This is a genomic window from Glycomyces mayteni, from assembly GCF_042428885.1.
GTDB classification, from domain to species: Bacteria; Actinomycetota; Actinomycetes; order Mycobacteriales; family Micromonosporaceae; genus Glycomyces; species Glycomyces mayteni.
Genome location: NZ_JBHMBP010000004.1, coordinates 342,359 through 367,802, shown reverse-complemented (window position 1 = coordinate 367,802; position 25,444 = coordinate 342,359). Strand labels below are relative to the sequence as shown.

The following is a 25,444-nucleotide window of genomic DNA, read 5'->3' as shown; positions in this document are numbered from 1 at the left end:
GACCGGCGATGACGACCATCGAGCACTGGATCGGCGGGGCTTTCACCCGCGGCGACGCCACGAGGACCGGCACGGTCCGCAACCCCGCCACCGGCGCGGCCACCGGGGAGGTGCTCCTCGCCGAACCGGCCGATGTGGACGCGGCCGTGGCCGCCGCGGCGACGGCGTTCGACTCCTGGGGCGACTCGTCGCTGTCGCAGCGCACGAAGGTCATGTTCCGCTTCCGGGAACTCCTCGTGCGCCACGAGGACGAGCTGGCGCGGCTCATCTCGGCCGAGCACGGGAAGGTCGTGGAGGACGCGCGCGGGGAGATCGTGCGCGGCCGCGAGGTCGTGGAGTACGCGTGCGGGATCGCCGACGCGCTCAAGGGCTCCTACTCCGACCAGGTCTCCGGCGGCGTGGACGTCTTCAGCTTCCGCCAGCCGCTCGGGGTGTGCGCGGGCATCACCCCGTTCAACTTCCCGATCATGGTCCCGATGTGGATGCACCCCATGGCGATCGCCACCGGGAACACGTTCGTCCTCAAGCCCAGCGAGCGCGACCCGTCCGTCTCGAACCGGATCGCGGAGCTGTACGCCGAGGCCGGGCTCCCCGACGGCGTGTTCAACGTCGTCCACGGCGACAAGGCCGCGGTGGACGCGATCCTCGACCACCCCGGGATCGCGGCGGTCTCGTTCGTCGGCTCCACGCCGATCGCGAAGTACGTGCACGAGCGGGCCACCGCCTCGGGGAAGCGCGTGCAGGCCCTCGGCGGCGCGAAGAACCACGCCGTGGTCCTCCCGGACGCCGACCTGGAGTTCGCCGCCGACCACCTGACGGCCGCCGCGTTCGGTTCCGCGGGCCAGCGCTGCATGGCGATCTCCGTCGGCGTCGCCGTCGGTGAGGCGGGCGACGCGCTCGTGGAGGTGCTGCGCCGCAAGGCGGAAGCGGTCAAGGTCGGCCCCGGCGACGACCCGGCCTCGGAGATGGGCCCGGTGGTGACCGCCGCCTCGCGCGACCGGGTCGCCGCGCTCGTGGGCGCCGGGATCGAGCAGGGCGCGGTCCCGGTGGTGGACGGCCGCGGCCTGACCGTGCCGGGCCACGAGGACGGGTTCTTCGTGGGCCCCACGGTGCTCGACAGGGTCGCGCCCGGCATGGCCGCGTACGACGAGGAGATCTTCGGGCCGGTCCTCGCCGTCGCCCGCGCCGCCGACGTGGACGAGGCGATCGCGCTCATCAACGCCAACCCGTACGGCAACGGCACCGCGATCTTCACCTCCTCGGGCGCGGCCGCACGCCGCTTCCAGCGCGAGGTGAAGGTGGGGATGATCGGCGTCAACGTGCCGATCCCCGTCCCGATGTCCTACTACTCCTTCGGAGGCTGGAAGGACTCCCTCATCGGCGACTCGCCGATCCACGGCCCCGAAGGGGTCCGCTTCTACACCCGCGCCAAGACCGTCACGAGCCGCTGGCCCGAAGTCCGCCAGTCGGTCGAGGCCGCTTTCCACTTCCCCACTGCCAATTGAACGACGCCAGTTGAACGACGCGAGCTGAACGGAGCACGTCAATGCCGACACCCACCGCCCCGAACCTGCGCCTCGGCTCGGCCCCCGACTCGTGGGGGGTCTGGTTCCCCGAGGACGACCGCCAGCTCCCGTACGGGCGGTTCCTGGACGAGCTCGCGGGCTCGGGCTACGAGTGGCTCGAACTGGGCCCCTACGGCTACCTGCCGACCGACCCGGCCGTCCTCGCCGACGAGCTCGCGAAACGGGACCTGAAGGTCTCCGGAGGCACCGTCTTCGGGAACCTCCACCGCCCCGAGCAGTACGAGGCCACAGTGGACCTCGTGGGGAAGGTCGCGGCGCTCACCGCCTCCCAGGGCGCGAAGCACGTCGTGTTCATCCCGCCGCTGTTCCGCGACGAGAAGACCGACGCCGTCAACGACGTGGTCGAGTGGGACGCCGAGCAGTGGAAGACCGTGCACGCCACGGCCAACCGCATCGGCAAGAGGATGTTCGAGGAGCACGGCGTCACCATCGCCGTCCATCCGCACGCCGACACGCAGATCTGCACGCAGGCGCAGATCGAGACGTTCCTCGACGGCACCGACGCCGACCACGTCTCGCTGTGCCTGGACACCGGCCACGTCGCCTACGGCGGCGGCGACAACCTCGACCTCATCGCCCGCTACTCGACGCGCATCGGCTACGTCCACATCAAGCAGATGGACCCCGAGATCCTCCGCCAGGTCCGCGACGAGCAGCTGGGCTTCGGGGAGGCCGTCAAGCGCGGCGTCTGCGTCGAGCCCCCGGCCGGGGTCCCGAACCCCGCCGACATCGTGGCCGCCCTGTCCGGCCTCGACGCCGAGCTGTTCGTCATCGTGGAGCAGGACCTCTACCCGTGCGAGCCCGACGTGCCCCTGCCGATCGCGCGCCGCACCCGCGAGTACCTGAACGGCTGCGGGCTCGGCGCCCGGCACCAGCGAGACTGACACACCACACAGGAAAGGTCTGAGGCCCATGAAGATCGGCTTGATCGGCACCGGCTGGATCGGCGAGGAGCACGTCAGGCGCCTCTCCGGGCGGGTCAGCGGCGCTGAGGTGGTCGCCGTGTCCGACATCGACCCCGAGCGCGCCGCCGCCGTGGCCGCCCCCGCCGGGGCCCGCGTGGTCGCCACCGCCGAGGAGCTCATCGCGGACCCCGAGGTCCAGGCCGTCGTCGTGACCTCGTGGGGGCCCGCGCACGCCGGGCAGGTCCTCGCCTGCATCGAAGCGGGCAAGCCCGTGTTCTGCGAGAAGCCGCTCACCACCGAGGCCGCCGACGGCCTGCGCATCCTCGAAGCCGAGCAGGCCCGCGGGAAGCGCCTCGTGCAGGTCGGGTTCATGCGCCGCTACGACGCCGGGTACCGCGCCATCAAGGCCGTCCTCGACGAAGGCGGGATCGGCGCCCCGCTCATTGCCCACTGCGCCCACCGCAACCCCACGCAGCCCGAGTCGTACCACTCCGACAAGCCGATGGTCGACACCGCCGTCCACGAGATCGACGTGCTCCGCTGGCTCCTCGGCGAGGAGTTCGCGAGCGTCCAGGTCGTGGTGCCCCGCTCCACCTCCAAGCGGTTCCCGCACCTGGTGGACCCGCAGATCCTGCTGCTGGAGACCGAGTCGGGCGCGCGCGTGGACGTCGAGGTGTTCGTCAACTGCCAGTACGGCTACGACATCCAGTGCGAGATCGTCGGCGAGACCGGGACCGTGCGCCTCCCCGACCCGGCCGCGCCCCTGGTCCGCTCGGCCGCGCGCGCCTCGACCGCGGTCGTGCAGGACTTCCCGAGCCGCTTCGCCGACGCCTTCGACGTCGAGCTCCAGGAGTGGGTCGACTCGCTGCGCTCCGGCGAGCCCGCCGGGCCCAGCGCGTGGGACGGGTACGCCGCCACCGTCGTCACCAACGCCGCCGTCGAGGCCCGCCGCACCGGGGCCGTCGTCCCGGTCGACCTCCCCGAGAAGCCCGCTTTCTACAAGTAGGACAACGACTTTGCTCTGGGGTTAAGAAGGACGGGCCCGGCCTCGCAGCCGGGCCCGTCCACCGCTCACCCGGTGGGGATGCCGCCGTTCGCGAGCGGCACCGGCGCGGCCTCGACCGCGCTCACGTGCCCGACCTCCACCTCGTACGTCGTCCCCGAGTAGTCCTGGACGCCGTCCTCCACGGTCATGATCCCCACGGTGCCGTACCCGCCGTGGTTCGTCTCGCTGAACGCCAGCGGCACGATCCCGTTGCCCAGCACCGCGCCCGACTCGACCGCCGCGATCAGCGACTCCCGGGTCGGCTCGTCCCCGGCCTTCGCGAGCGCCTCCGCGAACAGGTACCCGACGCTCATGCCGAGGACCGTGTTCGCCGTGAACGGCGCGCCCTCGTTGTACTCGTCGTTGATCTGCTCGAACAGCGCCGTCCACTCGCTGCCGGACCCGAACGGCAGGAAGTTCACGCACACCATGCCCTCCAGGAGCTGCGCGGCGGCCTCCTCGCCGAGGTGCCCGACGAGCGTCGGGTAGTCGGCGCCCGAGGACGACACGTACCACTTCGGCGCCCAGTCCATCTGCGCGGCCGTGCCGACCGCGAGCGCCGTGTACCCGTTGATCGTGGCGAGGATGTTCACCTCGCACCCGGCGGCCTTGAGGGTCCCGATCTGGTCGGTGAGGTCCTGCGAGGCCGTCGTGTACGTCTGGATCTCGGTGATCTCGTTGCTGCCCATGACCGCCTCGACGCCTTCGAGGAGGCCCTCGCCGTAGTCGTCGTTCTGGCCCAGGACGCACACCGTCGCGCCCGGCTCCCGCTCCATCGCGTACTGCGCGAGCGCCGCGCCCTCCGTCGTGTACTCCGCGTTGTACCCGAACGCGTTCGGGTAGAGCGCCGGCTGGTTCCACACCCGCGAGCCCGACGCGATGAACAGGTCCGGGACGCCCTCCTCGGCGAGGTAGTCCAGGACCACCGAGTGCGTGGGGGTGCCCAGGCCGTTGACGACCGCCAGCACCTGGTCGTCCTCGACCAGCTCGGTCACCACCTCGTTGGTCCGCTGCGGCTCGTACCCGTCGTCCTTCACCAGGTACTCGATGGCGCGGCCGTTGACCCCGCCGTGGTCGTTGACGTACGCGAAGTACGCCGAGGTCGCCGCCGAGACCGCCGAGTACCCGGCCGCCGCCGGGCCCGTCAGCGGCTGGTGCGTCCCGATGGTCACCGTGTCGTCCGTGACGCCGGGGGTCGCGGCGGCCTCCTCCTCGCCCTCGGGGGCCGTGCATCCTGCCAGGCCGAGGGCCGCCGCGACCGCCAGGGCCGCCGCAGTCCTCGACGTCTTCGCGGGGGTCCGCATGTCGATCACCTCTTCGTGGTCGTCGCGGGCGCCGCACGATGGGGGAGCGGGGCCCGTACCCAGGGATACTAGGCGGTAACTTGCGTTGCCGCAGCCCCCGAAACCGCGCCGACCGGCCAGAACGGCCTCAGCCGTCCGGTCAGGACCCCTCCCGTTCCAATTCCTGGGAGGCGCGTCCCACCAGGGGCGGGGTCACACCGGCCCGGGTGGCAGACTTGACGCGTGTTGCGATGGATGACAGCTGGAGAGTCCCACGGCCCCGAACTCGTGGTCACGATCGACGGCCTGCCCGCCGGTGTCGAACTGACCAGTGAGGCGGTCGCCGCCGAACTGGCCCGGCGCCGCCTCGGCTACGGCCGCGGCGCCCGCATGAAGTTCGAGGCCGACGTCGTCAACTTCATCGGCGGCCTCCGCCACGGCCGCACCCTCGGCTCGCCCCTCGCCATCCGCGTCGGCAACTCCGAGTGGCCCAAGTGGGAGACCGTCATGTCCCCCGACCCGGTCGACCCCGCCGCGCTCGACGGCGTCGCCCGCAACGCCCCCCTCACCCGGCCCCGGCCCGGCCACGCCGACCTCGCCGGCATGCAGAAGTACGACCACGGCGACGCCCGCCCGATCCTGGAGCGCGCCTCCGCCCGCGAGACCGCCGCCCGCGTCGCCGGCGGCACCGCCGCCAAGGCCTTCCTCAAGCAGGCCTTCGGCATCGACATCGTCTCCCACGTCAAGGCCCTCGGCCCCGTCCGCGCCAAGGACGGCCTCGTGCCGACCCCCGCCGACGCCGCCGCCGTCGACGCCGACCCGCTGCGCTGCATGGACCCCGACGCGTCCGCCCGCATGGTCGCCGAGGTCGACGCCGCCAAGAAGGACGCCGACACCCTCGGCGGCGTCGTCGAGGTCCTCGCCTACGGCCTCCCGCCCGGGCTCGGCTCCCACGTCCAGTGGGACCGCAAGCTCGACGCGCGCCTGGCCACCGCCCTCATGTCGATCCAGTCGGTCAAGGCCGTCGAGATCGGCGACGGCCTCATGCAGGCCGCCGTCCGCGGCTCCTCCGCCCACGACGAGATCGTCCCCGGCCCCGACGGCGTCGAGCGCCTCACCGACCGCGCCGGGGGCCTCGAAGGCGGCATCACCACCGGCCAGCCGCTCCGCGTCTCCGCGATGCTCAAGCCCATCTCGTCCCTGACGCGCCCCCTGCGCACCATCGACACCACCACCGGCGAGGCCGCCGAGGCCATCAACCAGCGCTCCGACGTCTGCGCGGTCCCCGCCGGGGCCGTCGTCGCCGAGCACATGGTCGCCTACGTCCTCGCCGAGGCCGCCCTGGAGAAGTTCGGCGGCGACTCCGTCGGCGAATCCCGCCGCAACTACGAGAACTACCTCGACAACCTGCGGGTGAAGTGAGCATGGGCCTCGTCGTGATCGTCGGGCCGCCCGGCTCCGGCAAGACCACCGTCGGCCGCGCGCTGGCCGAGGCGCTCGGCGCGGCATTCCGCGACGCCGACGCCGACATCGTCGCCACCGCCGGGAAGCCGATCGCCGACATCTTCGTGGACGACGGCGAGGAGCACTTCCGCGCGCTCGAACGCGAAGCGGTCCGCCGGGCCGTGGCCGAGCACGACGGGGTCCTCGCCCTCGGCGGCGGCGCCGTCCTCGCCGCGGACACCCGCAAGCTCCTCGCCGACGTGCCGGTCGTGCACCTCCGCGTGGACCTCGCCGAAGCCGTGCGCCGCAACGAGATCGACAAGGGCCGGCCGCTCCTCCAGGTCAACCCCCGCGCCACGCTGCGGCGCCTGCTCGAAGAGCGGCTGCCGCTCTACCGCGAGGTCGCCGACATCGAGGTGGACACCACCGGAAGGGACGTGGCCGACCTGACCGCCGAGATCGCCGCGAAGCTCGGCGTCCGCACCGTCGTCGTGGGCGACGCCGAGGCCCCCTACCCGGTCCTCATCGGCCGCGGCACCGTCGAGCGGCTCCCCGAGTTCCTCGGCAAGGCCGCGCGCGTCGCCGTGCTCCACACCGAGAGCACCGCTCTCCTCGCGGAGCGGGTGGGCTCGCTGCTGCCCGAAGGCGTCGAGGCCACGCTCATGGAGCTGCCCGACGCCGAGGACGGCAAGACCGTCGCCGTCGCCGAGCAGTGCTGGGACGCGCTCGGCGCCGAGGGCTTCACCCGCACCGACCTCGTCGTCGGCGTCGGCGGGGGCGCGGTCACCGACCTCGCCGGGTTCGTCGCCGCCTGCTGGCTCCGCGGCGTCGCCGTCGTCCACGTCCCGACCTCGCTGCTCGGCGCGGTCGACGCGGCCGTGGGCGGCAAGACCGGCGTGAACACCGCCGCCGGGAAGAACCTCGTCGGCGCCTTCCACCCGCCGCGCGCCGTCCTCGTGGACCTCGACAACTTCGCGACCCTCCCGCGCCGCGACCTCGCCGCGGGCCTCGCCGAGGTCGTCAAGGCCGGGTTCATCGCCGACCCGGTCATCCTCGACCTCGTCGAGCGCGACCCCGAGGCCGCGCTCGACGCCGCGGACCCCGTGGTCGCCGAACTCGTCGAGCGCGCCATCGCCGTCAAGGCCGAGGTCGTCGCCTCCGACCTGAAGGAAGGCGGCCTGCGCGCGATCCTCAACTACGGCCACACCTTCGCGCACGCCATCGAGAAGCTGGAGAAATACCGCTGGCGCCACGGCGACGCCGTCGCCGTCGGCATGGTCTACGCCGCGCACCTGAACGCGCTCACCGGCCGCGTCGACCTCGTGGACCGCACCAAGGCCGTCCTCGAATCCCTGGGCCTGCCCGTGGCCTACGAGGCCGGGCGCTGGGACGACCTCCTCCAGGCCATGCTGATCGACAAGAAGAACACCGGCGCCACCCAGCGCTTCGTGCTCCTCGATGCCCTCGCCGCCCCCGTGGTGGTGGACGACGTGACCGCCGAGCAGCAGCGCGAAGCCTATGAGAGGCTCGTGGGATGACGACACTGGTGCTCAACGGCCCCAACCTCAACCGGCTCGGCAAGCGCGAACCGGCGATCTACGGCTCCCAGACCCTCGCCGACCTCGAAGCGCTCTGCGTGAAGACGGGGGAGGAGCTGGGCCTGGACGTGTCGTTCCGGCAGACCAACCACGAGGGCGAGATGCTGGAGTGGCTGCACGAGGCCGCCGACCACGCCTTCCCGGTGGTCCTCAACGCCGCCGCTTGGACCCATTACTCGATCGCCGTCGGCGACGCGTGCGCCCAGCTCACGGCCCCGCTCATCGAGGTCCACCTCTCCAACGTGCACCAGCGCGAGGAGTTCCGGCACCACTCGTTCGTGTCCGCGCACGCCAAGGGCGTCATCGCCGGACTCGGCTTCGACGGCTACACGGCGGCCCTGCGCCACGTGGCCGCGCTCGCCGCCTAGCCGCGCCGCTGGTCACAGCCGACGCGGCCTGCCCAGTGAGCGGTCCGACCGCCCGCTACCATTGACGGTCGGCCCAGTCAGACCTCAACCGAAAGAGACGAACGCCCGTGGCATCCACGAACGACCTCAAGAACGGCTTGGTGCTCAACCTGGAGGGCCAGCTCTGGCAGGTGCAGGAATTCCAGCACGTCAAGCCCGGTAAGGGCCCGGCGTTCGTGCGCACCACCCTCAAGCAGATCCCTTCGGGCAAGATCGTCGACAAGACGTTCAACGCCGGCACCAAGGTCGACACCGCGAACGTCGACCGCCGCACGATGACCTACCTCTACAAGGAGGGCGAGGACTTCGTGTTCATGGACTCGGACACGTACGACCAGATCCCGCTCACCCCCGGCGTGGTCGGCGACGCGGCGAAGTTCCTCCTGGAGAACTCCGAGGCCACCGTCGCCATGCACGAGGGCAAGGTCCTCTACATCGAGCTGCCCGCCGCGGTCGAGCTCGTCGTCACCTACACCGAGCCGGGCCTCCAGGGCGACCGCTCCTCCGGCGGCACCAAGCCCGCCACCGTCGAGACGGGCGCCCAGGTCCTCGTGCCGCTGTTCATCGACAACGGCGAGAAGATCAAGGTCGACACCCGCGACGGCAAGTACCTCAGCCGGGCATAGGAGTGGCGAACCAGCAGAGCGGACCTGAGCGGCTCACCGCCCGCACCAAGTGGCGGATGCGGGCCGTGGAGATCCTGTACGAGGCCGAGTCCCGCGGCGAGGGCGTCAAGCGCGTCCTGGCCGAGCGGGCCGACCGCGCGTTCACCGACCCCGAGGCGCCCCGGCTCCCGAAGTACTCCGAGGAGCTGGCGCGCGGCGTCGACGAGTACCGGTACGAGCTGGACGAGGCCATCGGCCGCGCCGCCGACGGCTGGTCGGTCGAGCGCATGCCCGCGGTCGACCGGAACGTGCTGCGCGTGGCCCTGTACGAGATCATCTACGTCGAGGACGTCGACACGCCCGTGGCCATCAAGGAGGCCATGCGCGTGTGGGAGCAGATCGGCTCCACGGACGACACCAAGTTCGTGAACGCCGTCCTCGACTCGGCCGCGAAGGCCGAGGAGTAGCTTCAGGACAACGAGAAACGGCCGAGCCCTCCGATCCTGGGCCCGGCCGTTTTCCGTTGTCCTGCTTGCTTACTCGCCGTCCGAGGCGAAGAACGCCTGGAGGTCGTGGACGAGGACGCCGAAGTCCTCCAGCTTCTCGATCAGGCCCGACGGCGTGGTCGAGTACACCACCGCGAGGGTGTACAGGTCGTCGGCGCGGATCGAGAGGATCCGTCCGTTGTAGTCGCCGCGGCGCTGCTGGATGGAGCGCGCGAGCTTCGCGACGTGCTCCAGCTCGGGGTCCGGGTGGTCGTAGAGCGCCTCAAGGTTGAGGACGATCTTCTCGGCCTGCTCGACCGGGAGCGGGACGCCCTCCGGAAGCAGCTCCGAGACGGGGATCCGGTAGAAGTCGGCCAACTCGGCGAGGCGGCTGACCGTGATGGACCGGTCGCCCCGCTCGTAGGAACCGATGACGACGGCCTTCCACTTGCCGCCGGACTTGTCCTCGACGCCTTGCAGGGACAGACCCTGCTGCATCCGGATGTCGCGCAGCCGGTTGCCGAGCGCCTTGGCGTAGTCAGATGTCGCCATGCTGGGATCAACTCCAATTTTCGGTACGAGAGGAATCCTATTGTTGACTACGGTCGGTGACCATCGGCCGTTGGGGTGCCCCCAAACAGTGTTCTTCGTCGCGTGGGGCCCGAAAGACTGACGGGCAAATCATGGCATACAAGTCAAATATGCAGCTAATGGCGCCGTAGTTTTGGGACTCGGGTTTACGCTCCGTCACCGGCGGCGTAGCATGGCCCGCGACGAAACCGTTCTTTAACAGACCGTCCAGTGAGGCGGAGAAGGAGGTTCGCGTGGTTTCCCCTGCCCTCAGGCAGAACGAGGAAGACCCGTCGGGCAAGCACGGCCGCTCGGAGAAGCAGATCATCTCCGGCGACGACATCGGCCGCATCCTCGACCGCATCGCCCACCAGATCCTGGAGAAGACCAAGGGCGCCCCCGACACCATGCTCCTGGGCATCCCCACCCGCGGCGTCGCGCTCGCCGGACGGCTCGCCGACCGCATCCGCCGCTTCGCCGACCTCGACGTCCCCGCCGGGACCCTCGACATCACGCTCTACCGCGACGACCTGCGCCGCAACGCACTCCGGGCCCTCGGCCCCACCGAGCTGCCGCCCGGCGGCGTGGACGACCAGCGGGTCATCCTCGTCGACGACGTGCTCTACTCCGGACGGACGGTCCGCGCCGCGCTCAACGCGCTCTACGACCTCGGCCGCCCCGCCAGCGTCCAGCTCGCGATCCTCGTCGACCGCGGCCACCGCGAGCTGCCCATCCGCGCCGACTACGTCGGCAAGAACATCCCGACCGCCCGCGACGAGAACGTGGCCGTGCGCCTGACCGAGTACGACGGTTTCGACGCGGTGGTCCTGACCGGAGGCCGGGAGCGATGAAGCACCTGCTCACCACCAAGGAACTCACCCGCGACGAGGCCGAACTGATCCTCGACGTCACCGAGCAGATGGCCGAGGCCGTCACCGGCCGCGAGGTCCCCAAGCTCCCGGCGCTGCGCGGGCGCACCGTCGTGAACCTCTTCTACGAGGACTCCACGCGCACCCGCACCTCCTTCGAGACCGCCGCCAAGCGCCTCTCCGCCGACGTCGTGAACTTCGCGGCGAAGACCTCCAGCGTCAACAAGGGCGAGAGCCTGCGCGACACCGCGCTCACGTTGCAGGCCATGGGCGCCGACGCGGTCGTCATCCGCCACCCCGCCGCGGGCGCCCCGCAGCGGCTCACCGAATGGCTCGACGGCGCGGTCCTCAACGCCGGGGACGGCACCCACGCGCACCCGACGCAGGCCCTGCTCGACGCGTACACCATGAAGCGCCGCCTCGGCGCCGTCGAAGGCCGCACCGTCGCGATCGTGGGGGACATCCTCCACTCGCGCGTCGCCCGCTCGAACGTGTGGCTGCTGTCGAAGCTCGGCGCGAACGTGCGCCTCGTCGGCCCGCCCACCCTGCTGCCCAAGGACATCGACGAGTGGCCGGTCGAGATCGGGTACGACCTCGACGCGTCCCTCAAAGGCGTCGACGCGGTCATGATGCTGCGCGTCCAGCGCGAGCGCATGCACGCCGCGTTCTTCCCGACCGCCAACGAGTACTCGCGCCTCTACGGCCTCGACGAGCGCCGCATGCGGCTCCTGCCCGACCACGCGATCGTCATGCACCCCGGCCCGATGAACCGCGGCATGGAGATCGCCGCCACCGTCGCCGACTCGCCCCGCGCCACCATCACCGAGCAGGTGACCAACGGCGTGTGGGTCCGCATGGCCGTCCTCTACCTGCTGCTGACGAACGGAGAAACCCGGTGACCGACCTCCTGATCAAGTCCGCCGACATCGTCGGGAAGGGACGGCAGGACGTCCTCGTCCGCGACGGCCGCGTCGCCGAGATCGGCTCCCTCACCGCCAAGGACGCGCAGACCGTCGACGCCGACGGCCTCGTGCTCCTGCCCGGCCTCGTGGACCTCCACACCCACCTGCGCGAACCCGGCCGCGAGGACGCCGAGACCGTCTACTCGGGCACCCGCGCCGCCGCCAAGGGCGGCTACACCGCGGTGTGCGCCATGGCGAACTCCTACCCCGTCGCCGACACCGCCGGGGTCGTGGAGCAGGTCGCCGCGCTCGGCAAGGCCGCCGGGTACGCCGACGTGCAGCCCATCGGCGCCGTGTCCATCGGCCTCGAAGGCAAGCAGCTCGCCGAGATCGGCGCGATGGCCCACTCCGCGGCCGCGGTGCGCATGTTCTCCGACGACGGCCACTGCGTCTCGGACCCGATCCTCATGCGCCGCGCCCTCGAATACGTGAAGACCTTCGGCGGGCTCATCGCCCAGCACGCCGAGGAGCCGCGCCTCACCGAAGGCGCCCAGATGAACGAGGGCGCCGTCTCCGCCGAGCTCGGCCTGCCCGGCTGGCCCGCGGTCGCCGAGGAGGCGATCATCGCCCGCGACGTGCTCCTCGCCGAGTACACCGGCGCGCGCGTCCACTTCTGCCACGTCTCCACCGCCCGCTCGGTCGACATCATCCGCGAGGCCAAGGCCCGCGGCGCCAAAGTGACCGCCGAGGTCTGCCCGCACCACCTCCTCCTCACCGACGAGGCCGCGCGCACCTACGACCCGGTCTACAAGGTCAACCCGCCGCTGCGCCGCGAGTCCGACGTCGCGGTCCTGCGCGGCGCGCTCGCCGAGGGCGTCATCGACGCCGTCGCCACCGACCACGCCCCGCACCCCCCGCAGGACAAGGACTGCGAGTGGGCGGCCGCCCGCCCCGGGATGCTCGGCCTGGAGACCGCCCTGTCGATCACCGTCCTCGCCCTCGGCGGGCCCACCGGCGCCGACTGGGACACCGTCGCCGAGCGCACCTCCCGCACCCCCGCGCGCATCGCCGGGCTCGAAGCCCACGGCCGCGACCCGCAGCCGGGCACCGAAGCGAACTTCACGCTCGTCGACCCCGCCGCGACCTGGACCGTGGTCCCCGCCGACCTCGCGTCCCTCTCGCGCAACACCCCCTACGCCGGGATGGAACTCCCGGTCACCGTCCAGGCGACGTTCCTCAGAGGACGCGCCACCGTACTCAACGGCAAGATCGAAGAGGAGACGACCGAATGAGCAGCAGGGCACCAGCGATCCTCGTGCTTGAGGACGGCCGCGTCTTCCGTGGCGAGGCCTTCGGCTCCGTCGGCGAGACCTTCGGCGAGGCCGTGTTCAGCACCGGCATGACCGGCTACCAGGAGACCCTCACCGACCCGTCCTACTACGGCCAGGTCGTCGCCCAGACCGCGCCGCAGATCGGCAACACCGGCTGGAACGACGAGGACGACGAGTCCCGCCGCATCTGGGTCGCCGGGTACGTCGTCCGCGACGCCTCCCGCGTCTCCTCCAACTGGCGCGCCAAGCGCGGCCTCGAAGACGAGCTCGCCTCCCAGGGCGTCGTCGGCATCTGCGAGGTCGACACCCGCGCCCTCACCCGCCACCTGCGCGACAAGGGCGCCATGCGCGTCGGCATCTCCTCGCGCACCACCGACGCCGAGGAGCTCCTCGCGAAGGTCCGCAACACGCCGCAGATGGCCGGCGCCAACCACGTCGGCGCCGTCACCGCCTCCGAGCCCTACACCTACCAGGCCAAGGGCGCGCAGAAGTACACCGTCGCCGCGATCGACCTCGGCATCAAGCGGAACACCCCCCGCCGCCTCGCCGAGCGCGGCATCACCACCACCGTGTTCCCCGCCTACGCCGACGCCGACGCCGTCCTCGCCGACGCCCCCGACGCCGTGTTCCTCTCCAACGGCCCCGGCGACCCCGCCACCGCCGACCACCAGGTCGCCCTCACGCGCGAACTCCTGCGCCGCCGCGTCCCCGTCTTCGGCATCTGCTTCGGCAACCAGATCCTCGGCCGCGCCCTCGGCCTGGAGACCTACAAGCTGAAGTTCGGCCACCGCGGCATCAACCAGCCCGTCCTCGACCGGCACACGAACAAGATCGAGATCACCGCCCACAACCACGGGTTCGCCCTCAAGGCCCCCGAGACCGGCGAGTTCTTCGAGACCGAGTTCGGGCGCGTCCAGGTCAGCCACGTCTGCCTCAACGACGACGTCGTCGAAGGGCTCACCTGCCTCGACGCCCCCGCCTACTCCGTCCAGTACCACCCCGAGGCCGCCGGCGGGCCGCACGACGCCGACTACCTGTTCGACCGGCTCGTCGAACTGATCGAAAGCACGAAGGGGGCCAAGGCAGATGCCTAAGCGCGACGACCTCAAGCACATCCTGGTCATCGGATCGGGTCCCATCCAGATCGGCCAGGCCTGCGAGTTCGACTACTCCGGCACCCAGGCCTGCCGCGTCCTGCGCGAAGAGGGCCTGCGCGTCACCCTCGTCAACTCCAACCCCGCCACGATCATGACCGACCCCGAGTTCGCCGACGCCACCTACGTCGAGCCGATCACCACCGAGGTCATCGAGCAGATCATCGCCAAGGAGAAGCCCGACGCGATCCTGGCGACCCTCGGCGGCCAGACCGCCCTCAACGCCGCCGTCGGCCTCCACGAGGCCGGCATCCTCGACAAGCACGGCGTCGAGCTCATCGGCGCCGACATGGACGCCATCCAGCGCGGCGAGGACCGCCAGCAGTTCAAGCAGGTCGTCCTCGACGTCGGCGGCGAAGTCCCCCGCTCCGCCGTCTGCCACACCATGGACGAGGTCCGCGACACCGTCAAGGACCTCGGCCTCCCCGTCGTCATCCGCCCCTCCTTCACCATGGGCGGCCTCGGCTCCGGCATGGCCCACACCTGGGAGGACGTCGACCGCATCGCCGGGAACGGCCTCGCCGAGTCCCCCACCACCGAGGTCCTCATCGAGGAGTCCGTGCTCGGCTGGAAGGAGTACGAGCTCGAACTCATGCGCGACCGCAACGACAACGTCGTCGTGGTCTGCTCCATCGAGAACGTCGACCCCATGGGCGTCCACACCGGCGACTCCGTCACCGTCGCCCCCTCGATGACCCTCACCGACCGCGAGTACCAGCACATGCGCGACGTCGGCATCGCCATCCTCCGCGAAGTCGGCGTCGACACCGGCGGCTGCAACATCCAGTTCGCCATCGACCCCGCCACCGGGCGCATGATCGTCATCGAGATGAACCCGCGCGTCTCCCGCTCCTCCGCGCTGGCGTCCAAGGCCACCGGCTTCCCGATCGCGAAGATCGCCGCGAAGCTCGCCATCGGCTACACGCTCGACGAGATCCCGAACGACATCACCAAGGCCACCCCGGCCGCGTTCGAGCCGACCCTCGACTACGTCGTCGTCAAGGTCCCGCGCTTCACGTTCGAGAAGTTCCCCGGCGCCGACCCCACGCTCACCACCACCATGAAGTCCGTCGGCGAGGCCATGAGCCTCGGCCGCACCTTCCAGCAGGCCCTCCAGAAGGCCCTGCGCTCCACCGAGACCAAGGCCGCCGGGTTCTGGACCCGCCCCGACCCCGCGGGCGCCACCCTGGAGAACACGCTCGAAGCGCTGCGCACCGCCCACGACGGCACCCTCTACACCGCCGAGCGCGCCCTCCGCCTCGGCGCCACGGTCGCCGAGGTCCACGACGCCTGCAAGATCGACCCGTGGTTCCTCGACCAGGTCGCCCAGCTCATCGAGCTGCGCGACGAGATCGAGGCCGCCGCCGTCGCCGACGCCGCGCTCCTGCGCCGCGCCAAGCGCGCCGGGTTCTCCGACGCCCAGATCGCGGCCCTGCGCCCCGAGCTCGCCGGAGAGGACGGCGTCCGCCGCCTGCGCCACCGGCTCGGCATGCGCCCGGTCTACAAGACCGTCGACACCTGCGCCGCCGAGTTCGAGGCCCACACGCCCTACCACTACTCGACCTACGAGGAGGAGACCGAGGTCGCGCCCTCGAACCGCCCGAAGGTCATGATCCTCGGCTCCGGGCCCAACCGCATCGGCCAGGGCATCGAGTTCGACTACTCGTGCGTCCACGCCGTCCAGGCCCTGCGCGCCGTCGGCTACGAGACCATCATGGTCAACTGCAACCCCGAGACCGTCTCCACCGACTACGACACCGCCGACCGGCTCTACTTCGAGCCGCTCACCTTCGAGGACGTCACCGAGGTCTTCCACGCCGAGCACGAGTCCGGCCGCGCCGCCGGAGGCCCCGGCGTCATCGGCGTCGTCGTCCAGCTCGGCGGCCAGACCCCCCTCGGCCTCGCCGAGCGCCTCCAGGACGCCGGACTGCCCATCGTCGGCACCTCGCCCAAGGCCATCGACAACGCCGAGGACCGCGGCGTCTTCGGGCGGCTCCTCGGCGACCTCGGCCTCGTCGCCCCCGACGGCGGCACCGCCACCTCCTACGAGGAGGCCCGCGAGGTCGCCGAGCGCATCGGCTACCCCGTGCTCGTGCGCCCCTCGTACGTCCTCGGCGGCCGCGGCATGGAGATCGTCTACGACGAGGACACCCTCGCCGGGTACATCTCCCGCGCCACCGAGGCCAGCCCCGAGCACCCGGTCCTGATCGACCGGTTCCTCGACGACGCCATCGAGATCGATGTGGACTGCCTCTGCGACGGCGAGGACTTCTACCTCGGCGGCATCATGGAGCACATCGAGGAGGCCGGCGTCCACTCCGGCGACTCCTCCTGCGCGCTCCCGCCGATCACCCTCGGCGCCCGCGTCATCGAGCAGATCCGCGACTACACCGCGAAGCTCGCCTTCGGCATCGGCGTGCGCGGCCTCATGAACGTCCAGTACGCCCTCAAGGACGAGCAGCTCTACGTCCTCGAAGCGAACCCCCGCGCCTCCCGCACGGTCCCGTTCGTCTCCAAGGCCACCGCCGTCCCGCTCGCCAAGGCCGCCGCCCGCATCGCGCTCGGCGCCAAGATCGGCGAACTGCGCGCCGAAGGGATGCTCCTGCCCGAGGGCGACGGCTCCGACGCCGGACCCGAGGTCCCCATCTCCGTCAAGGAGGTGCTCCTGCCCTTCAAGCGCTTCCGCACCGTCGAGGGCTCCGGCATCGACGCCGTCCTCGGCCCGGAGATGAAGTCCACCGGCGAGGTCATGGGCATCGACTCGTCCTTCGGGCTCGCGTTCGCCAAGGCCACGCTCGCCGTCTACGGGAAGCTCCCCACCTCCGGGAACGTCTTCGTGTCCGTCGCCGACCGCGACAAGCGCGCCATCGTCTTCCCGGTGCGCCGCCTCGTGGACCTCGGCTTCACCGTCTACGCCACCGAAGGCACCGGCCTGGTCCTCAAGCGCCACGGCATCGACTTCACGCCCGTCGCCCGCCACTCCTCCGGCGAGGCCGTCGACGCCGTCAGCCTCATCGCCTCCGGCGAGGTGGACCTGGTCATCACCACGCCCTCGGCCTCCCCGGGCCCGCGCACCGACGGCTGGGAGATCCGCTCCGCCGCCGTCGTCGCCGACGTGAGCTGCGTGACCACCATCCAGGGCGCCGCCGCCGCCACCCAGGCCATCGAGTCGGCCTCGCGCGGCGAGATCCGCGTCGCCTCCCTCCAGGAGCTCCACAAGCGCCTGCGCGGCGCCGAGCAGGCCGCCGCCGTCTGATTTCGGTCACCGGGTGAGCGTGAACGGCCTGTAGCCGTTCCGCTCACCCGGTGAATTGACGTATACAGGAAAAGACATGCTGTACCAGAATCTCGCCCGCCCCGTCCTGTTCCGGATCGGCCGCGGGGACGCCGAACGCGCGCACGACGTCACGCTGCGCTGGCTCACCCGCCTGTCCGAGCAGCGGCAGGTGCGCAACGCCCTCATCAAGCTCAACCGGGCGAGCGCGCCCGTCACCGTCTGCGGCATCCCCTTCCCCAACCCCGTCGGCCTGGCCGCGGGCCTCGACAAGAACGGGATCGCCGTCGGCGCCTGGCCCGCCCTCGGGTTCGGGTTCGCCGAGATCGGCACCGTGACCGCGCAGGCCCAGCCCGGGAACCCGCAGCCGCGGATGTTCCGGGCGAAGCAGTCCCAGGCCATCGTCAACCGCATGGGCTTCAACAACGACGGCGCGCAGGCCCTCGCGGCCCGCCTCGCCGCCGTGCCCGCCGTCGACTGCCCACTGGGGATCAGCATCGGCAAGTCCAAGGCCGTGCCCCTCGAAGGCGCGATCGACGACTACCTGACGTCGCTGCGGTTCCTCTACCCGTTCGCCGACTACATCGCGATCAACGTGTCCTCCCCGAACACGCCGGGCCTGCGCCAGCTCCAGGACGCGGGCGCGCTCCGCGCCCTCCTCGGGGCCCTGCGCGCCGAGGGGACGCGCCTGGCGGCCGGACGCCCCACCCGGCCGATCCTGGTGAAGATCGCCCCCGACCTCACCGAGCCCGCGCTCGCGCAGCTCCTGGAGGTCTGCCTCGACTCCGGGGTCGCCGGGGTCATCGCCACGAACACCACGCTCGGGCGCGACGGGATCATCCCCGCGGAGGACGCCGTCGCCGCCGAGCCCGGCGGCATGTCGGGGAAGCCGCTCACCCAGGTCTCGCGCGAGATCGTCAGGTTCGTGCACCGCGAGACGAACGGGCGCCTGCCCATCATCGGCTCCGGCGGGATCATGACCCCCGACGACGCCCAGGCCATGTTCGACGCGGGCGCGAGCCTCGTCCAGATCTACTCGGGGCTCATCTACAACGGCCCCGGCGTGGTGCGCGGCAGCGCGCGCCGCTACCTGAAGACCGCCCGCAGCCACCACCGGCCCGCAACCTACGCCTGATGCGAGGAACCATGTCTAGCAAGGAATTCGGCGCCCGCGCCTTCCGTCTCGCCCAGGAGCGGGGCCCGCTGTGCGCCGGGATCGACCCGCACGGGTCGCAGCTCCTCCAGTGGGGCCTCGACGACGACCTGGCCGGGGCCGAGCGGTTCGCGATGACGCTCACCGAGGCCGTCGCCGAGCGGTGCGCGTTCGTCAAGCCGCAGTCGGCGTTCTTCGAGCGGTTCGGCTCGGGCGGCGTGGCCCTCCTCGAACGGGTCATCGCCGCGTCCCGCCGCGCCGGGGCCCTCGTCATCCTCGACGTCAAGCGCGGCGACATCGGCTCCACGATGGCCGCGTACGCGCAGGCGTACCTCGACCCGGCCTCGCCGCTCGCGGCCGACGCGATCACCGTCAGCCCGTACCTGGGCGTCGGCTCGCTCCAGCCCGCGTTCGACACGGCCGCCGCGCACGGCAAGGGCGTGTTCGTCCTCGCCCGCACCTCCAACCCCGAGGGCAAGTACCTCCAGATGGCGAAGCGCCGCGACGGCCGCTCGGTCGCGCAGAGCGTCATCGACGAGGTGAACGGGCACAACGGCGAGGCCGACCCCATGGGCTCCTTCGGGATCGTCATGGGCGCGACGATCGGCGCGTGCGCGGCCGAGGGCGAGGCCCGCCTGCGTGAGTCGACTTACGGAATCACCCACACCACGGTGAGCCAACGTGACTCCGCTCACGACCTCTCCCAGTTCAACGGGCCCATCCTCGTGCCCGGGATGGGCGCCCAGGGCGGGCGTCCCAGTGATCTTCCGCGCGTCCTCGGGGCCGCAACGAAGTTCGCAATACCATCCTATTCCCGACAAATCGCGCAGCCGGGCCCTGCCGCGGCGAGCATTCGCACCGCCGTCGAGGCGTTGCAGGAGGAATGCCGCGCCGCCATGGGGGAATAAAACCGCCGGTTTCCGGCCCCGGAATTTGCCCGACCCCCGGTCGCAGGCGTGTCGGTAGGTGGGGTTACCGTCTCCGAGCTGGGTATGCTTTGGCGATACCCGCACGTCAAGGTCCACAGGGACGAAACCATCGACTGCAAGGAGACCCCGTGCCGCTCCCTAAACTGACTCCGGAACAGCGCGCAGCCGCCCTTGAGAAGGCGGCGGCGGCCCGCAAGGCCCGCGCCGAGCTCAAGGAGAAGCTGAAGTCGGGCGAGACCACCCTGGAAGCGGTCCTCAAGTCCGCTGCCACCGACGACATCTCCGGGAAGATGAAGGTCTCGGCCGTGCTCAAGGCCCTCCCGGGCATCGGCGACAAGCGCGCCACCCAGATCATGGAGAAGCTCAAGATCGCCGACTCGCGTCGGCTGCGCGGCCTGGGCGAGCACCAGCGCGCCGCGCTTCTGGATGAATTCAAGGGCGACCAGGCCTAAGTTCGGGTAGTAGTAGTCGCGTGAGCATCGATCACCACCACGCCGCCCTCGCCCAGCGACTGACGGTCCTCTCCGGCCCGTCCGGCGTTGGCAAGGGCAGCGTCAAGGCACTCATCCAGGAGTACTACCCGTGGGTCTGGCTCTCCGTGAGCTGCACGACCCGCAAGCCGCGTCCTGGTGAGGTCGACGGCGCCGACTACCACTTCGTGTCGACCGAGCAGTTCGAGTCGATGATCGCCGCGGGGGAGTTCCTTGAATGGGCCTCCTACGCGGGGAACCTCTACGGAACCCCCCGCGGCCCGGTCGAGGAGCGCCTGCGCGCCGGACTCCCGGCGCTGCTGGAGATCGAACTGCAAGGGGCCCGCCAGGTCCGCCGGGCCATGCCCGACGCGCAGCTGGTGTTCCTGGCCCCGCCGTCGTGGGACGAACTCGTCCGCCGCCTCACCGGGCGCGGGACCGAGGACGCCGCGACCATCGCGCGCCGCCTGGAGGCCGCGCGCGAAGAGCTCGACGCCGAATCCGAGTTCGATCACACAGTCACGAACGTGTCGATCGAGCAGGCGGCCTCCGAGCTGGTAGAGTTGCTCAGTTCTCCGGCCATCGTAAAGTCCGGAAGCTTCTGAGCATCCAAGTCGTACACGAAGGACAACACGTGTCAGGGACTGTCGCCGACCCCGTCGGCATCACCAACCCGCCGATCGACGACCTGCTGAAGAAGAGCCAGTCGAAGTACCAGCTGGTCATCTACTCCGCCAAGCGGGCCCGTCAGATCAACGCCTACTACTCGCAGCTCGGCGAGGGCCTGCTGGAGTACGTCGGTCCGCTCGTCGAGACCACGCCCGAGGAGAAGCCGCTGTCGATCGCCATGCGCGAGCTCGACAAGGGCCTCCTTGAGACGAAGGCGTTCGACGACACCGAGAATTAGGCGGCGACGTTGAGCAGTGGTCCCCGCCCGCGCGGGGGTAGCTCGATCGTCCTGGGCGTGTCTGGCGGCATCGCCGCCTTCAAGGCGTGCATCCTGCTCCGCCTCCTCAAGGAGTCCGGCCACGACGTGACCGTGATCCCCACCGAGGCGGCGCTCAAGTTCGTCGGTGAAGCCACCTGGGAGGCCCTGTCGGGCCGCCCGGTGGCTTCCGGCGTGTTCTCCGAGGTCTCCGAGGTCAAGCACGTCAGGCTCGGCCGCGAGGCCGACCTCGTCGTCGTCGTCCCGGCCACCGCCGACCTGCTCGCGCGGGCCGCGCACGGCCGCGCCGACGACCTGCTCACCTCCACGCTGCTCACCGCGACCTGCCCGGTGGTGTTCGCCCCGGCGATGCACACCGAGATGTGGCTGCACCCGGCGACCCGCGCCAACGTCGCGACGCTGCGCGAGCGCGGCGTCCACGTCGTCGAGCCCGACTCGGGCCGCCTCACCGGCGCCGACACCGGCCCCGGGCGCCTGCCCGAGCCCGAGTCGCTGTTCGCCCTCCTCAAGGGCTTCCTGACTTCCCCCGCCCGCGACCTGGAGGGCCGCAAGGTCCTCGTCACCGCCGGGGGCACCCGCGAGCCGATCGACCCGGTCCGCTTCATCGGCAACCACTCCTCGGGCCGCCAGGGCATCGCCATCGCCGCCGCGGCCGCCGCGCGCGGCGCCGACGTCACCCTCATCGCCGCGCACATCGACGCGCCGCTGCCCGCGGGCGTCCGCGTCGAGCGCGTCGGCACCACCGGCGAGCTCCACGAGGCCACCGTCAAGGCCGCGGCCGAGGCCGACGCGATGGTCCTCGCCGCCGCGCCCGCGGACTTCACGCCCAAGGAGACCTCGGACCGCAAGCTCAAGCGCAAGGGCGACCTGGACCTCGCGCTGACGTCCACCGCGGACATCGCCGCGGCCGTGGGCCGCGCCAAGCGCCCCGGCCAGGTCCTGGTCGTGTTCGCCGCGGAGACCCACGACGGCCCCGAGCACGCGAAGGCCAAGCGCGAGGCGAAGGGCGCCGACCTGGTGGTGCTCAACGACGTCTCGGGCGGGGCCGTGTTCGGGAAACTGGAGAACTCCGTCACGGTGTTCGACGCCTCCGGGCCCGTCGCCGCGCTCGCCGAGGCATCGAAAGAACTGGTGGCGGACGCGGTCTGGGACGCGGTGGCCGCCCGGCTCCCGCTGGTTGGACGCGACTGACACCTCCGCCGCGCAGCGAGGCGGCTTGGTGGCATGATCTTGAGCGCATAGACTTGTGAGCTGCGAAGTCAGTCGAGGAGCGCCGCTGGGCGGCGTGGATGGTTTTTAGGAGTGCCGTGGCACGTCGCCTGTTCACCTCCGAGTCGGTCACCGAAGGCCACCCGGACAAGATCGCGGACCAGATCTCCGACGGGATCCTGGACGCCCTGCTGTCCCAGGACCCCGGGAGCCGCGTCGCGGTCGAAACGCTCATCACCACCGGGCAGGTGCACGTCGCGGGCGAGGTGACCACCAACGCGTGGGCCGACATCCCGCGGATCGTGCGCGACACGATCCTGCGGATCGGCTACGACTCGTCCAAGAAGGGCTTCGACGGCGCCTCGTGCGGCGTGAACGTCTCGATCGGCGGCCAGAGCCCCGACATCGCGCAGGGCGTCGACAAGGCGTGGGAGTCCCGTGTGGACGCCGACGGCCACGACGAGCTCGACCTCCAGGGCGCGGGCGACCAGGGCCTCATGTTCGGCTTCGCGTGCCGCGAGACCCCCGAGCTGATGCCGCTGCCGATCGCCCTGGCGCACCGGCTGTCCCAGCGCCTCACCGAGGTCCGCAAGGACGGCACCGTCCCGTACCTGCGCCCCGACGGCAAGACCCAGGTCACCATCGAGTACCAGGGCAACCGGCCCGTCCGCCTCGACACGGTGGTCGTCTCCAGCCAGCACGCGCCCGACATCTCGCTGGACTCGCTGCTCTCGCCCGACGTCGCCGAGCACGTGATCGCCCCGGTCGTCTCCGGGCTCGACCTCGACATCGACGACTACAAGCTCCTGGTGAACCCGACCGGCCGCTTCGAGATCGGCGGCCCCATGGGCGACGCCGGGCTCACCGGCCGCAAGATCATCGTCGACACGTACGGCGGCTACGCCCGCCACGGCGGCGGCGCGTTCTCCGGCAAGGACCCGTCGAAGGTCGACCGCTCCGCCGCGTACGCGGCCCGCTGGGTCGCCAAGAACGTCGTGGCCGCCGGCCTCGCCGAGCGCTGCGAGGTCCAGGTCGCCTACGCGATCGGCAAGGCCAAGCCCGTCAGCGTCGCCGTCGACGCCCAGGGCACCGAGACCGTCGACCCGGCCCTCATCGAGAAGGCCGTCCTCGACGTCTTCGACCTCCGCCCCGCCGCGATCATCCGCGACCTCAACCTCATCCGCCCCATCTACTCCAAGACCGCCGCCTACGGCCACTTCGGCCGCGAACTCCCCGAGTTCACCTGGGAGGCCACCGACCGCGCCGCAGCCCTGAAGGAAGCCGTCAGCTAGCGGCCCAACGGTTTCGCGCCGGGCGCCTTCCGACGTCGGGGGCGCCCGGTACTTTTATCGGATGGAGCAGTACTCGGTGAGTTATGCGGCAGTGTGCGTGGACCACCCGCTGCCGCAGCTCAACCAGCTGTTCGACTACCGCATTCCGGTGGAACTGCTCGACGACGTGGTGCCCGGGTGCCGGGTCACGGTCCGGTTCAGCAACCGGAAGCTCAAGGGCACCGTCCTCGCCGTCCGCGACCGCGCGGAGTTCGCCGGGAAGATCCTCCCGATCCTCGACGTCGTCCCGCCCGGCCCGGTGCTCACGCCCGAGGTCGCCGCGCTCGCGCAGCGGATCGCCGACCGGTATGCGGGCAACCTCGCCGACGTCCTGCGCCTGGCGCTGCCCGAGCGGAAGGTGCGCGTCGAGAAGGAGCCGCCCGGCGAGCGGCTGCCGGTGGCCGCGCCGCCGCTCGATCACTGGGATAGATATAACGCGGGCGAGGCGTTCCTCCGTGCGCTGCGCGCCGGGAAGGCCCCGCGGATCGCCTGGAGCGCCGTGCCCGGCGAGGACTGGGCCGCGCGGCTCGCCGAGGCCGCCGCTGCCGCCGCCGCGGCGGGCCGCGGTGCACTGCTGGTGGTCCCCGACCAGTACGACCTGGAGCGGCTCGACAGGGCGCTCACCGCGGTGCTCGGACCCGACCGGCACGTGACGATCGCGAACTCGACGGGCCCGACCCCCCGGTACCGGTCGTTCCTCAAGGCGCTGCGCGGCGAGGTCCGCATCGTCGCCGGGACGCAGGTCGCGATGTTCGCGCCCGTGGCCGACCTCGGGCTCGTCGCCGTCTGGGACGACGGCGACAAGAACCTCGTCAGCCTCCACGCCCCCTACCCGCACGCCCGCGAGGTCCTCCTCACCCGCGCCGAACTCGCCGGGGCCGCGTGCATCGTCGGCGGCTTCGCGCGGACCGCGCAGGCGCAGCTCCTCGTCGAGACCGGCTGGGCCGTCTCGGCCCCGGGCCGCCGCGAGGCGCTGCGCGCCGCCTCCCCGCGCGTCGTCCCGATCGGCGACGACGCCGACCTCGCCGCCGACCCGTCCAGCTCCACCGCGCGGCTGCCCTCGGTCGCCTGGGAGGCCGCCCGCAAGGCCCTCGCCGCCGACCTGCCGGTGCTGCTCCAGGTCCCGCGCCGCGGCTACGTCCCCGCCGTCTCGTGCCAGCGCTGCCGCTCCCGCGCGATGTGCCCCGAGTGCACGGGCCCGCTGCGCCTGACCGGCCCGCGCCGACCGCCCGTGTGCACCTGGTGCGGGCGGGTCGACGACCCGCACCGCTGCGCCGAGTGCGGCTCGAACCGCATCCGGGCCGTGGTCATCGGGGCGGCGCGCACCGCGGAGGAGATCGCCAGCGCGTTCCCCGGGGTCGAGGTCGTGGAGTCGAACGCGTCCGAGCGCCTCGACGCGATCCCGGCGGGGGCGCGGGTCGTCGTCTCCACGCCTGGTGTGGAACCCGTTGCGCCGCAGGGCTACGGCGCGGTGCTGCTGGTGGACACGTGGGCGCAGTTGACCCGGGCCGAGCTCACCGCCTCCGAGGAGGCCCTGCGCATCTGGATGAACGCGGTGGCCCTGTGCGCCCCGACCGGCACGGCGGTGGTCACCGCCGACGGCGGGCTGCCGGTGGTGCAGGCGCTGATCCGGTGGGACGCGGCGTGGTTCGCGGGCCAGGAGCTGGAGGACCGCCGCGAGCTCGGCTTCCCGCCCGTGATGAGGTTCGCGGCGCTGACGGGCCCGATCGGCGAGGCCGAGAAGCTCGCCGCCGACCTGCCCGGGGACCTGGGCGCGGAGGCGATCGGGCCGATTCCGGTGGACGAGCACACTGAGCGGCTGCTGCTTCGCGTGCGCCGCAGGGACGGGGCGGCGCTGGCCGCGACGCTCGCGAAGGCGACGGCGGAGCGGTCGAGTGCGAAGGCGGAGCAGGTCCGGATTCAGATCGATCCGCGGGAGATCGCCTGAC

Annotated in this window: 23 protein-coding genes; 21 read left to right on the top strand and 2 right to left on the bottom strand. The window is 71.5% G+C overall.

Annotation, left to right across the window (positions count from 1 at the left end; translation table 11 throughout):
* Positions 1-8 precede the first annotated feature (8 nt).
* The 3 genes from ACFFXY_RS16990 to ACFFXY_RS16980 are packed head-to-tail and all read left to right on the top strand — an operon-like array spanning position 9 to position 3,497.
* A complete protein-coding gene (locus ACFFXY_RS16990; protein WP_382353000.1) occupies positions 9-1,505 on the top strand; it encodes a CoA-acylating methylmalonate-semialdehyde dehydrogenase in 1,497 nt (498 codons plus the stop codon).
* A 41-nt stretch (positions 1,506-1,546) separates the two neighbouring features.
* Entirely contained in the window at positions 1,547-2,470 is a 924-nt protein-coding gene (locus ACFFXY_RS16985; protein WP_382352997.1) for a TIM barrel protein, read from the top strand.
* A gap of 28 nt (positions 2,471-2,498) precedes the next feature.
* Entirely contained in the window at positions 2,499-3,497 is a 999-nt protein-coding gene (locus ACFFXY_RS16980; protein WP_382352994.1) for a Gfo/Idh/MocA family protein, read from the top strand.
* 65 nt (positions 3,498-3,562) lie between these two features.
* Here the strand turns inward: ACFFXY_RS16980 and ACFFXY_RS16975 are convergent, their stop codons facing one another.
* On the bottom strand, positions 3,563-4,840 hold the full coding sequence (locus ACFFXY_RS16975; RefSeq protein WP_382352991.1) for an ABC transporter substrate-binding protein: 1,278 nt from the start codon (positions 4,838-4,840) through the stop codon (positions 3,563-3,565).
* A gap of 222 nt (positions 4,841-5,062) precedes the next feature.
* Between ACFFXY_RS16975 and aroC the strand changes: the two genes are divergently transcribed.
* The 5 genes from aroC (at position 5,063) to nusB (ending at position 9,339) form a co-directional block, all read left to right on the top strand.
* The gene (gene aroC, locus ACFFXY_RS16970) at positions 5,063-6,241 is read left to right on the top strand and encodes a chorismate synthase (RefSeq protein WP_382352988.1); all 1,179 of its coding nucleotides are present in this window, start codon (positions 5,063-5,065) and stop codon (positions 6,239-6,241) included.
* Positions 6,238-7,800, top strand: coding sequence for a 3-dehydroquinate synthase (gene aroB / locus ACFFXY_RS16965; protein ID WP_382352985.1), 1,563 nt, complete (start codon positions 6,238-6,240; stop codon positions 7,798-7,800). Before aroC ends, aroB begins: the two co-directional genes overlap by 4 nt.
* Entirely contained in the window at positions 7,797-8,228 is a 432-nt protein-coding gene (aroQ, locus tag ACFFXY_RS16960; protein ID WP_382352982.1) for a type II 3-dehydroquinate dehydratase, read from the top strand. Before aroB ends, aroQ begins: the two co-directional genes overlap by 4 nt.
* Before the next feature lie 107 nt (positions 8,229-8,335).
* A complete protein-coding gene (efp, locus tag ACFFXY_RS16955) occupies positions 8,336-8,893 on the top strand; it encodes an elongation factor P (protein ID WP_359951453.1) in 558 nt (185 codons plus the stop codon).
* Between the two features lie 2 nt (positions 8,894-8,895).
* Positions 8,896-9,339 carry a transcription antitermination factor NusB gene (gene nusB, locus ACFFXY_RS16950; RefSeq protein ID WP_359951451.1) on the top strand — a complete coding sequence of 148 codons (444 nt, stop codon included), beginning with the start codon at positions 8,896-8,898 and terminating at the stop codon, positions 9,337-9,339.
* 69 nt (positions 9,340-9,408) lie between these two features.
* Here nusB and ACFFXY_RS16945 read toward each other — a convergent pair whose 3' ends face one another.
* The gene (locus ACFFXY_RS16945; protein ID WP_091034397.1) at positions 9,409-9,909 is read right to left on the bottom strand and encodes a transcriptional regulator; all 501 of its coding nucleotides are present in this window, start codon (positions 9,907-9,909) and stop codon (positions 9,409-9,411) included.
* 341 nt (positions 9,910-10,250) lie between these two features.
* Here ACFFXY_RS16945 and pyrR point away from each other — a divergent pair, with 341 nt between their 5' ends.
* From pyrR to ACFFXY_RS16880, 13 genes are all read left to right on the top strand, one after another.
* On the top strand, positions 10,251-10,778 hold the full coding sequence (pyrR, locus tag ACFFXY_RS16940) for a bifunctional pyr operon transcriptional regulator/uracil phosphoribosyltransferase PyrR (RefSeq protein WP_245888991.1): 528 nt from the start codon (positions 10,251-10,253) through the stop codon (positions 10,776-10,778).
* A complete protein-coding gene (locus ACFFXY_RS16935; RefSeq protein WP_382352979.1) occupies positions 10,775-11,695 on the top strand; it encodes an aspartate carbamoyltransferase catalytic subunit in 921 nt (306 codons plus the stop codon). The genes pyrR and ACFFXY_RS16935 overlap by 4 nt, the downstream gene beginning before the upstream one ends.
* Positions 11,692-12,990: a dihydroorotase gene (locus ACFFXY_RS16930; protein ID WP_382352977.1), complete on the top strand. Its 1,299-nt coding sequence runs from the start codon at positions 11,692-11,694 to the stop codon at positions 12,988-12,990. Before ACFFXY_RS16935 ends, ACFFXY_RS16930 begins: the two co-directional genes overlap by 4 nt.
* Positions 12,987-14,123 carry a glutamine-hydrolyzing carbamoyl-phosphate synthase small subunit gene (carA, locus tag ACFFXY_RS16925; protein ID WP_382352975.1) on the top strand — a complete coding sequence of 379 codons (1,137 nt, stop codon included), beginning with the start codon at positions 12,987-12,989 and terminating at the stop codon, positions 14,121-14,123. The genes ACFFXY_RS16930 and carA overlap by 4 nt, the downstream gene beginning before the upstream one ends.
* Positions 14,116-17,439 carry a carbamoyl-phosphate synthase large subunit gene (gene carB, locus ACFFXY_RS16920; RefSeq protein WP_382352972.1) on the top strand — a complete coding sequence of 1,108 codons (3,324 nt, stop codon included), beginning with the start codon at positions 14,116-14,118 and terminating at the stop codon, positions 17,437-17,439. The genes carA and carB overlap by 8 nt, the downstream gene beginning before the upstream one ends.
* 76 nt (positions 17,440-17,515) lie before the next feature.
* A complete protein-coding gene (locus tag ACFFXY_RS16915; protein ID WP_382352970.1) occupies positions 17,516-18,592 on the top strand; it encodes a quinone-dependent dihydroorotate dehydrogenase in 1,077 nt (358 codons plus the stop codon).
* Between the two features lie 11 nt (positions 18,593-18,603).
* A complete protein-coding gene (gene pyrF, locus ACFFXY_RS16910; protein WP_382352968.1) occupies positions 18,604-19,518 on the top strand; it encodes an orotidine-5'-phosphate decarboxylase in 915 nt (304 codons plus the stop codon).
* A 149-nt stretch (positions 19,519-19,667) separates the two neighbouring features.
* On the top strand, positions 19,668-19,991 hold the full coding sequence (gene mihF, locus ACFFXY_RS16905; RefSeq protein WP_030156658.1) for an integration host factor, actinobacterial type: 324 nt from the start codon (positions 19,668-19,670) through the stop codon (positions 19,989-19,991).
* Between the two features lie 20 nt (positions 19,992-20,011).
* Positions 20,012-20,614, top strand: coding sequence for a guanylate kinase (gene gmk, locus ACFFXY_RS16900; protein ID WP_382352966.1), 603 nt, complete (start codon positions 20,012-20,014; stop codon positions 20,612-20,614).
* Between the two features lie 29 nt (positions 20,615-20,643).
* Complete coding sequence (gene rpoZ / locus ACFFXY_RS16895; RefSeq protein ID WP_106364636.1) at positions 20,644-20,916, top strand: DNA-directed RNA polymerase subunit omega; 273 nt, start codon at positions 20,644-20,646, stop codon at positions 20,914-20,916.
* A 57-nt stretch (positions 20,917-20,973) separates the two neighbouring features.
* Positions 20,974-22,146: a bifunctional phosphopantothenoylcysteine decarboxylase/phosphopantothenate--cysteine ligase CoaBC gene (coaBC, locus tag ACFFXY_RS16890; RefSeq protein WP_382352963.1), complete on the top strand. Its 1,173-nt coding sequence runs from the start codon at positions 20,974-20,976 to the stop codon at positions 22,144-22,146.
* 116 nt (positions 22,147-22,262) lie between these two features.
* On the top strand, positions 22,263-23,456 hold the full coding sequence (gene metK / locus ACFFXY_RS16885) for a methionine adenosyltransferase (RefSeq protein ID WP_382352960.1): 1,194 nt from the start codon (positions 22,263-22,265) through the stop codon (positions 23,454-23,456).
* A 97-nt stretch (positions 23,457-23,553) separates the two neighbouring features.
* On the top strand, positions 23,554-25,443 hold the full coding sequence (locus ACFFXY_RS16880; protein WP_382355468.1) for a primosomal protein N' family DNA-binding protein: 1,890 nt from the start codon (positions 23,554-23,556) through the stop codon (positions 25,441-25,443).
* Position 25,444 lies beyond the last annotated feature (1 nt).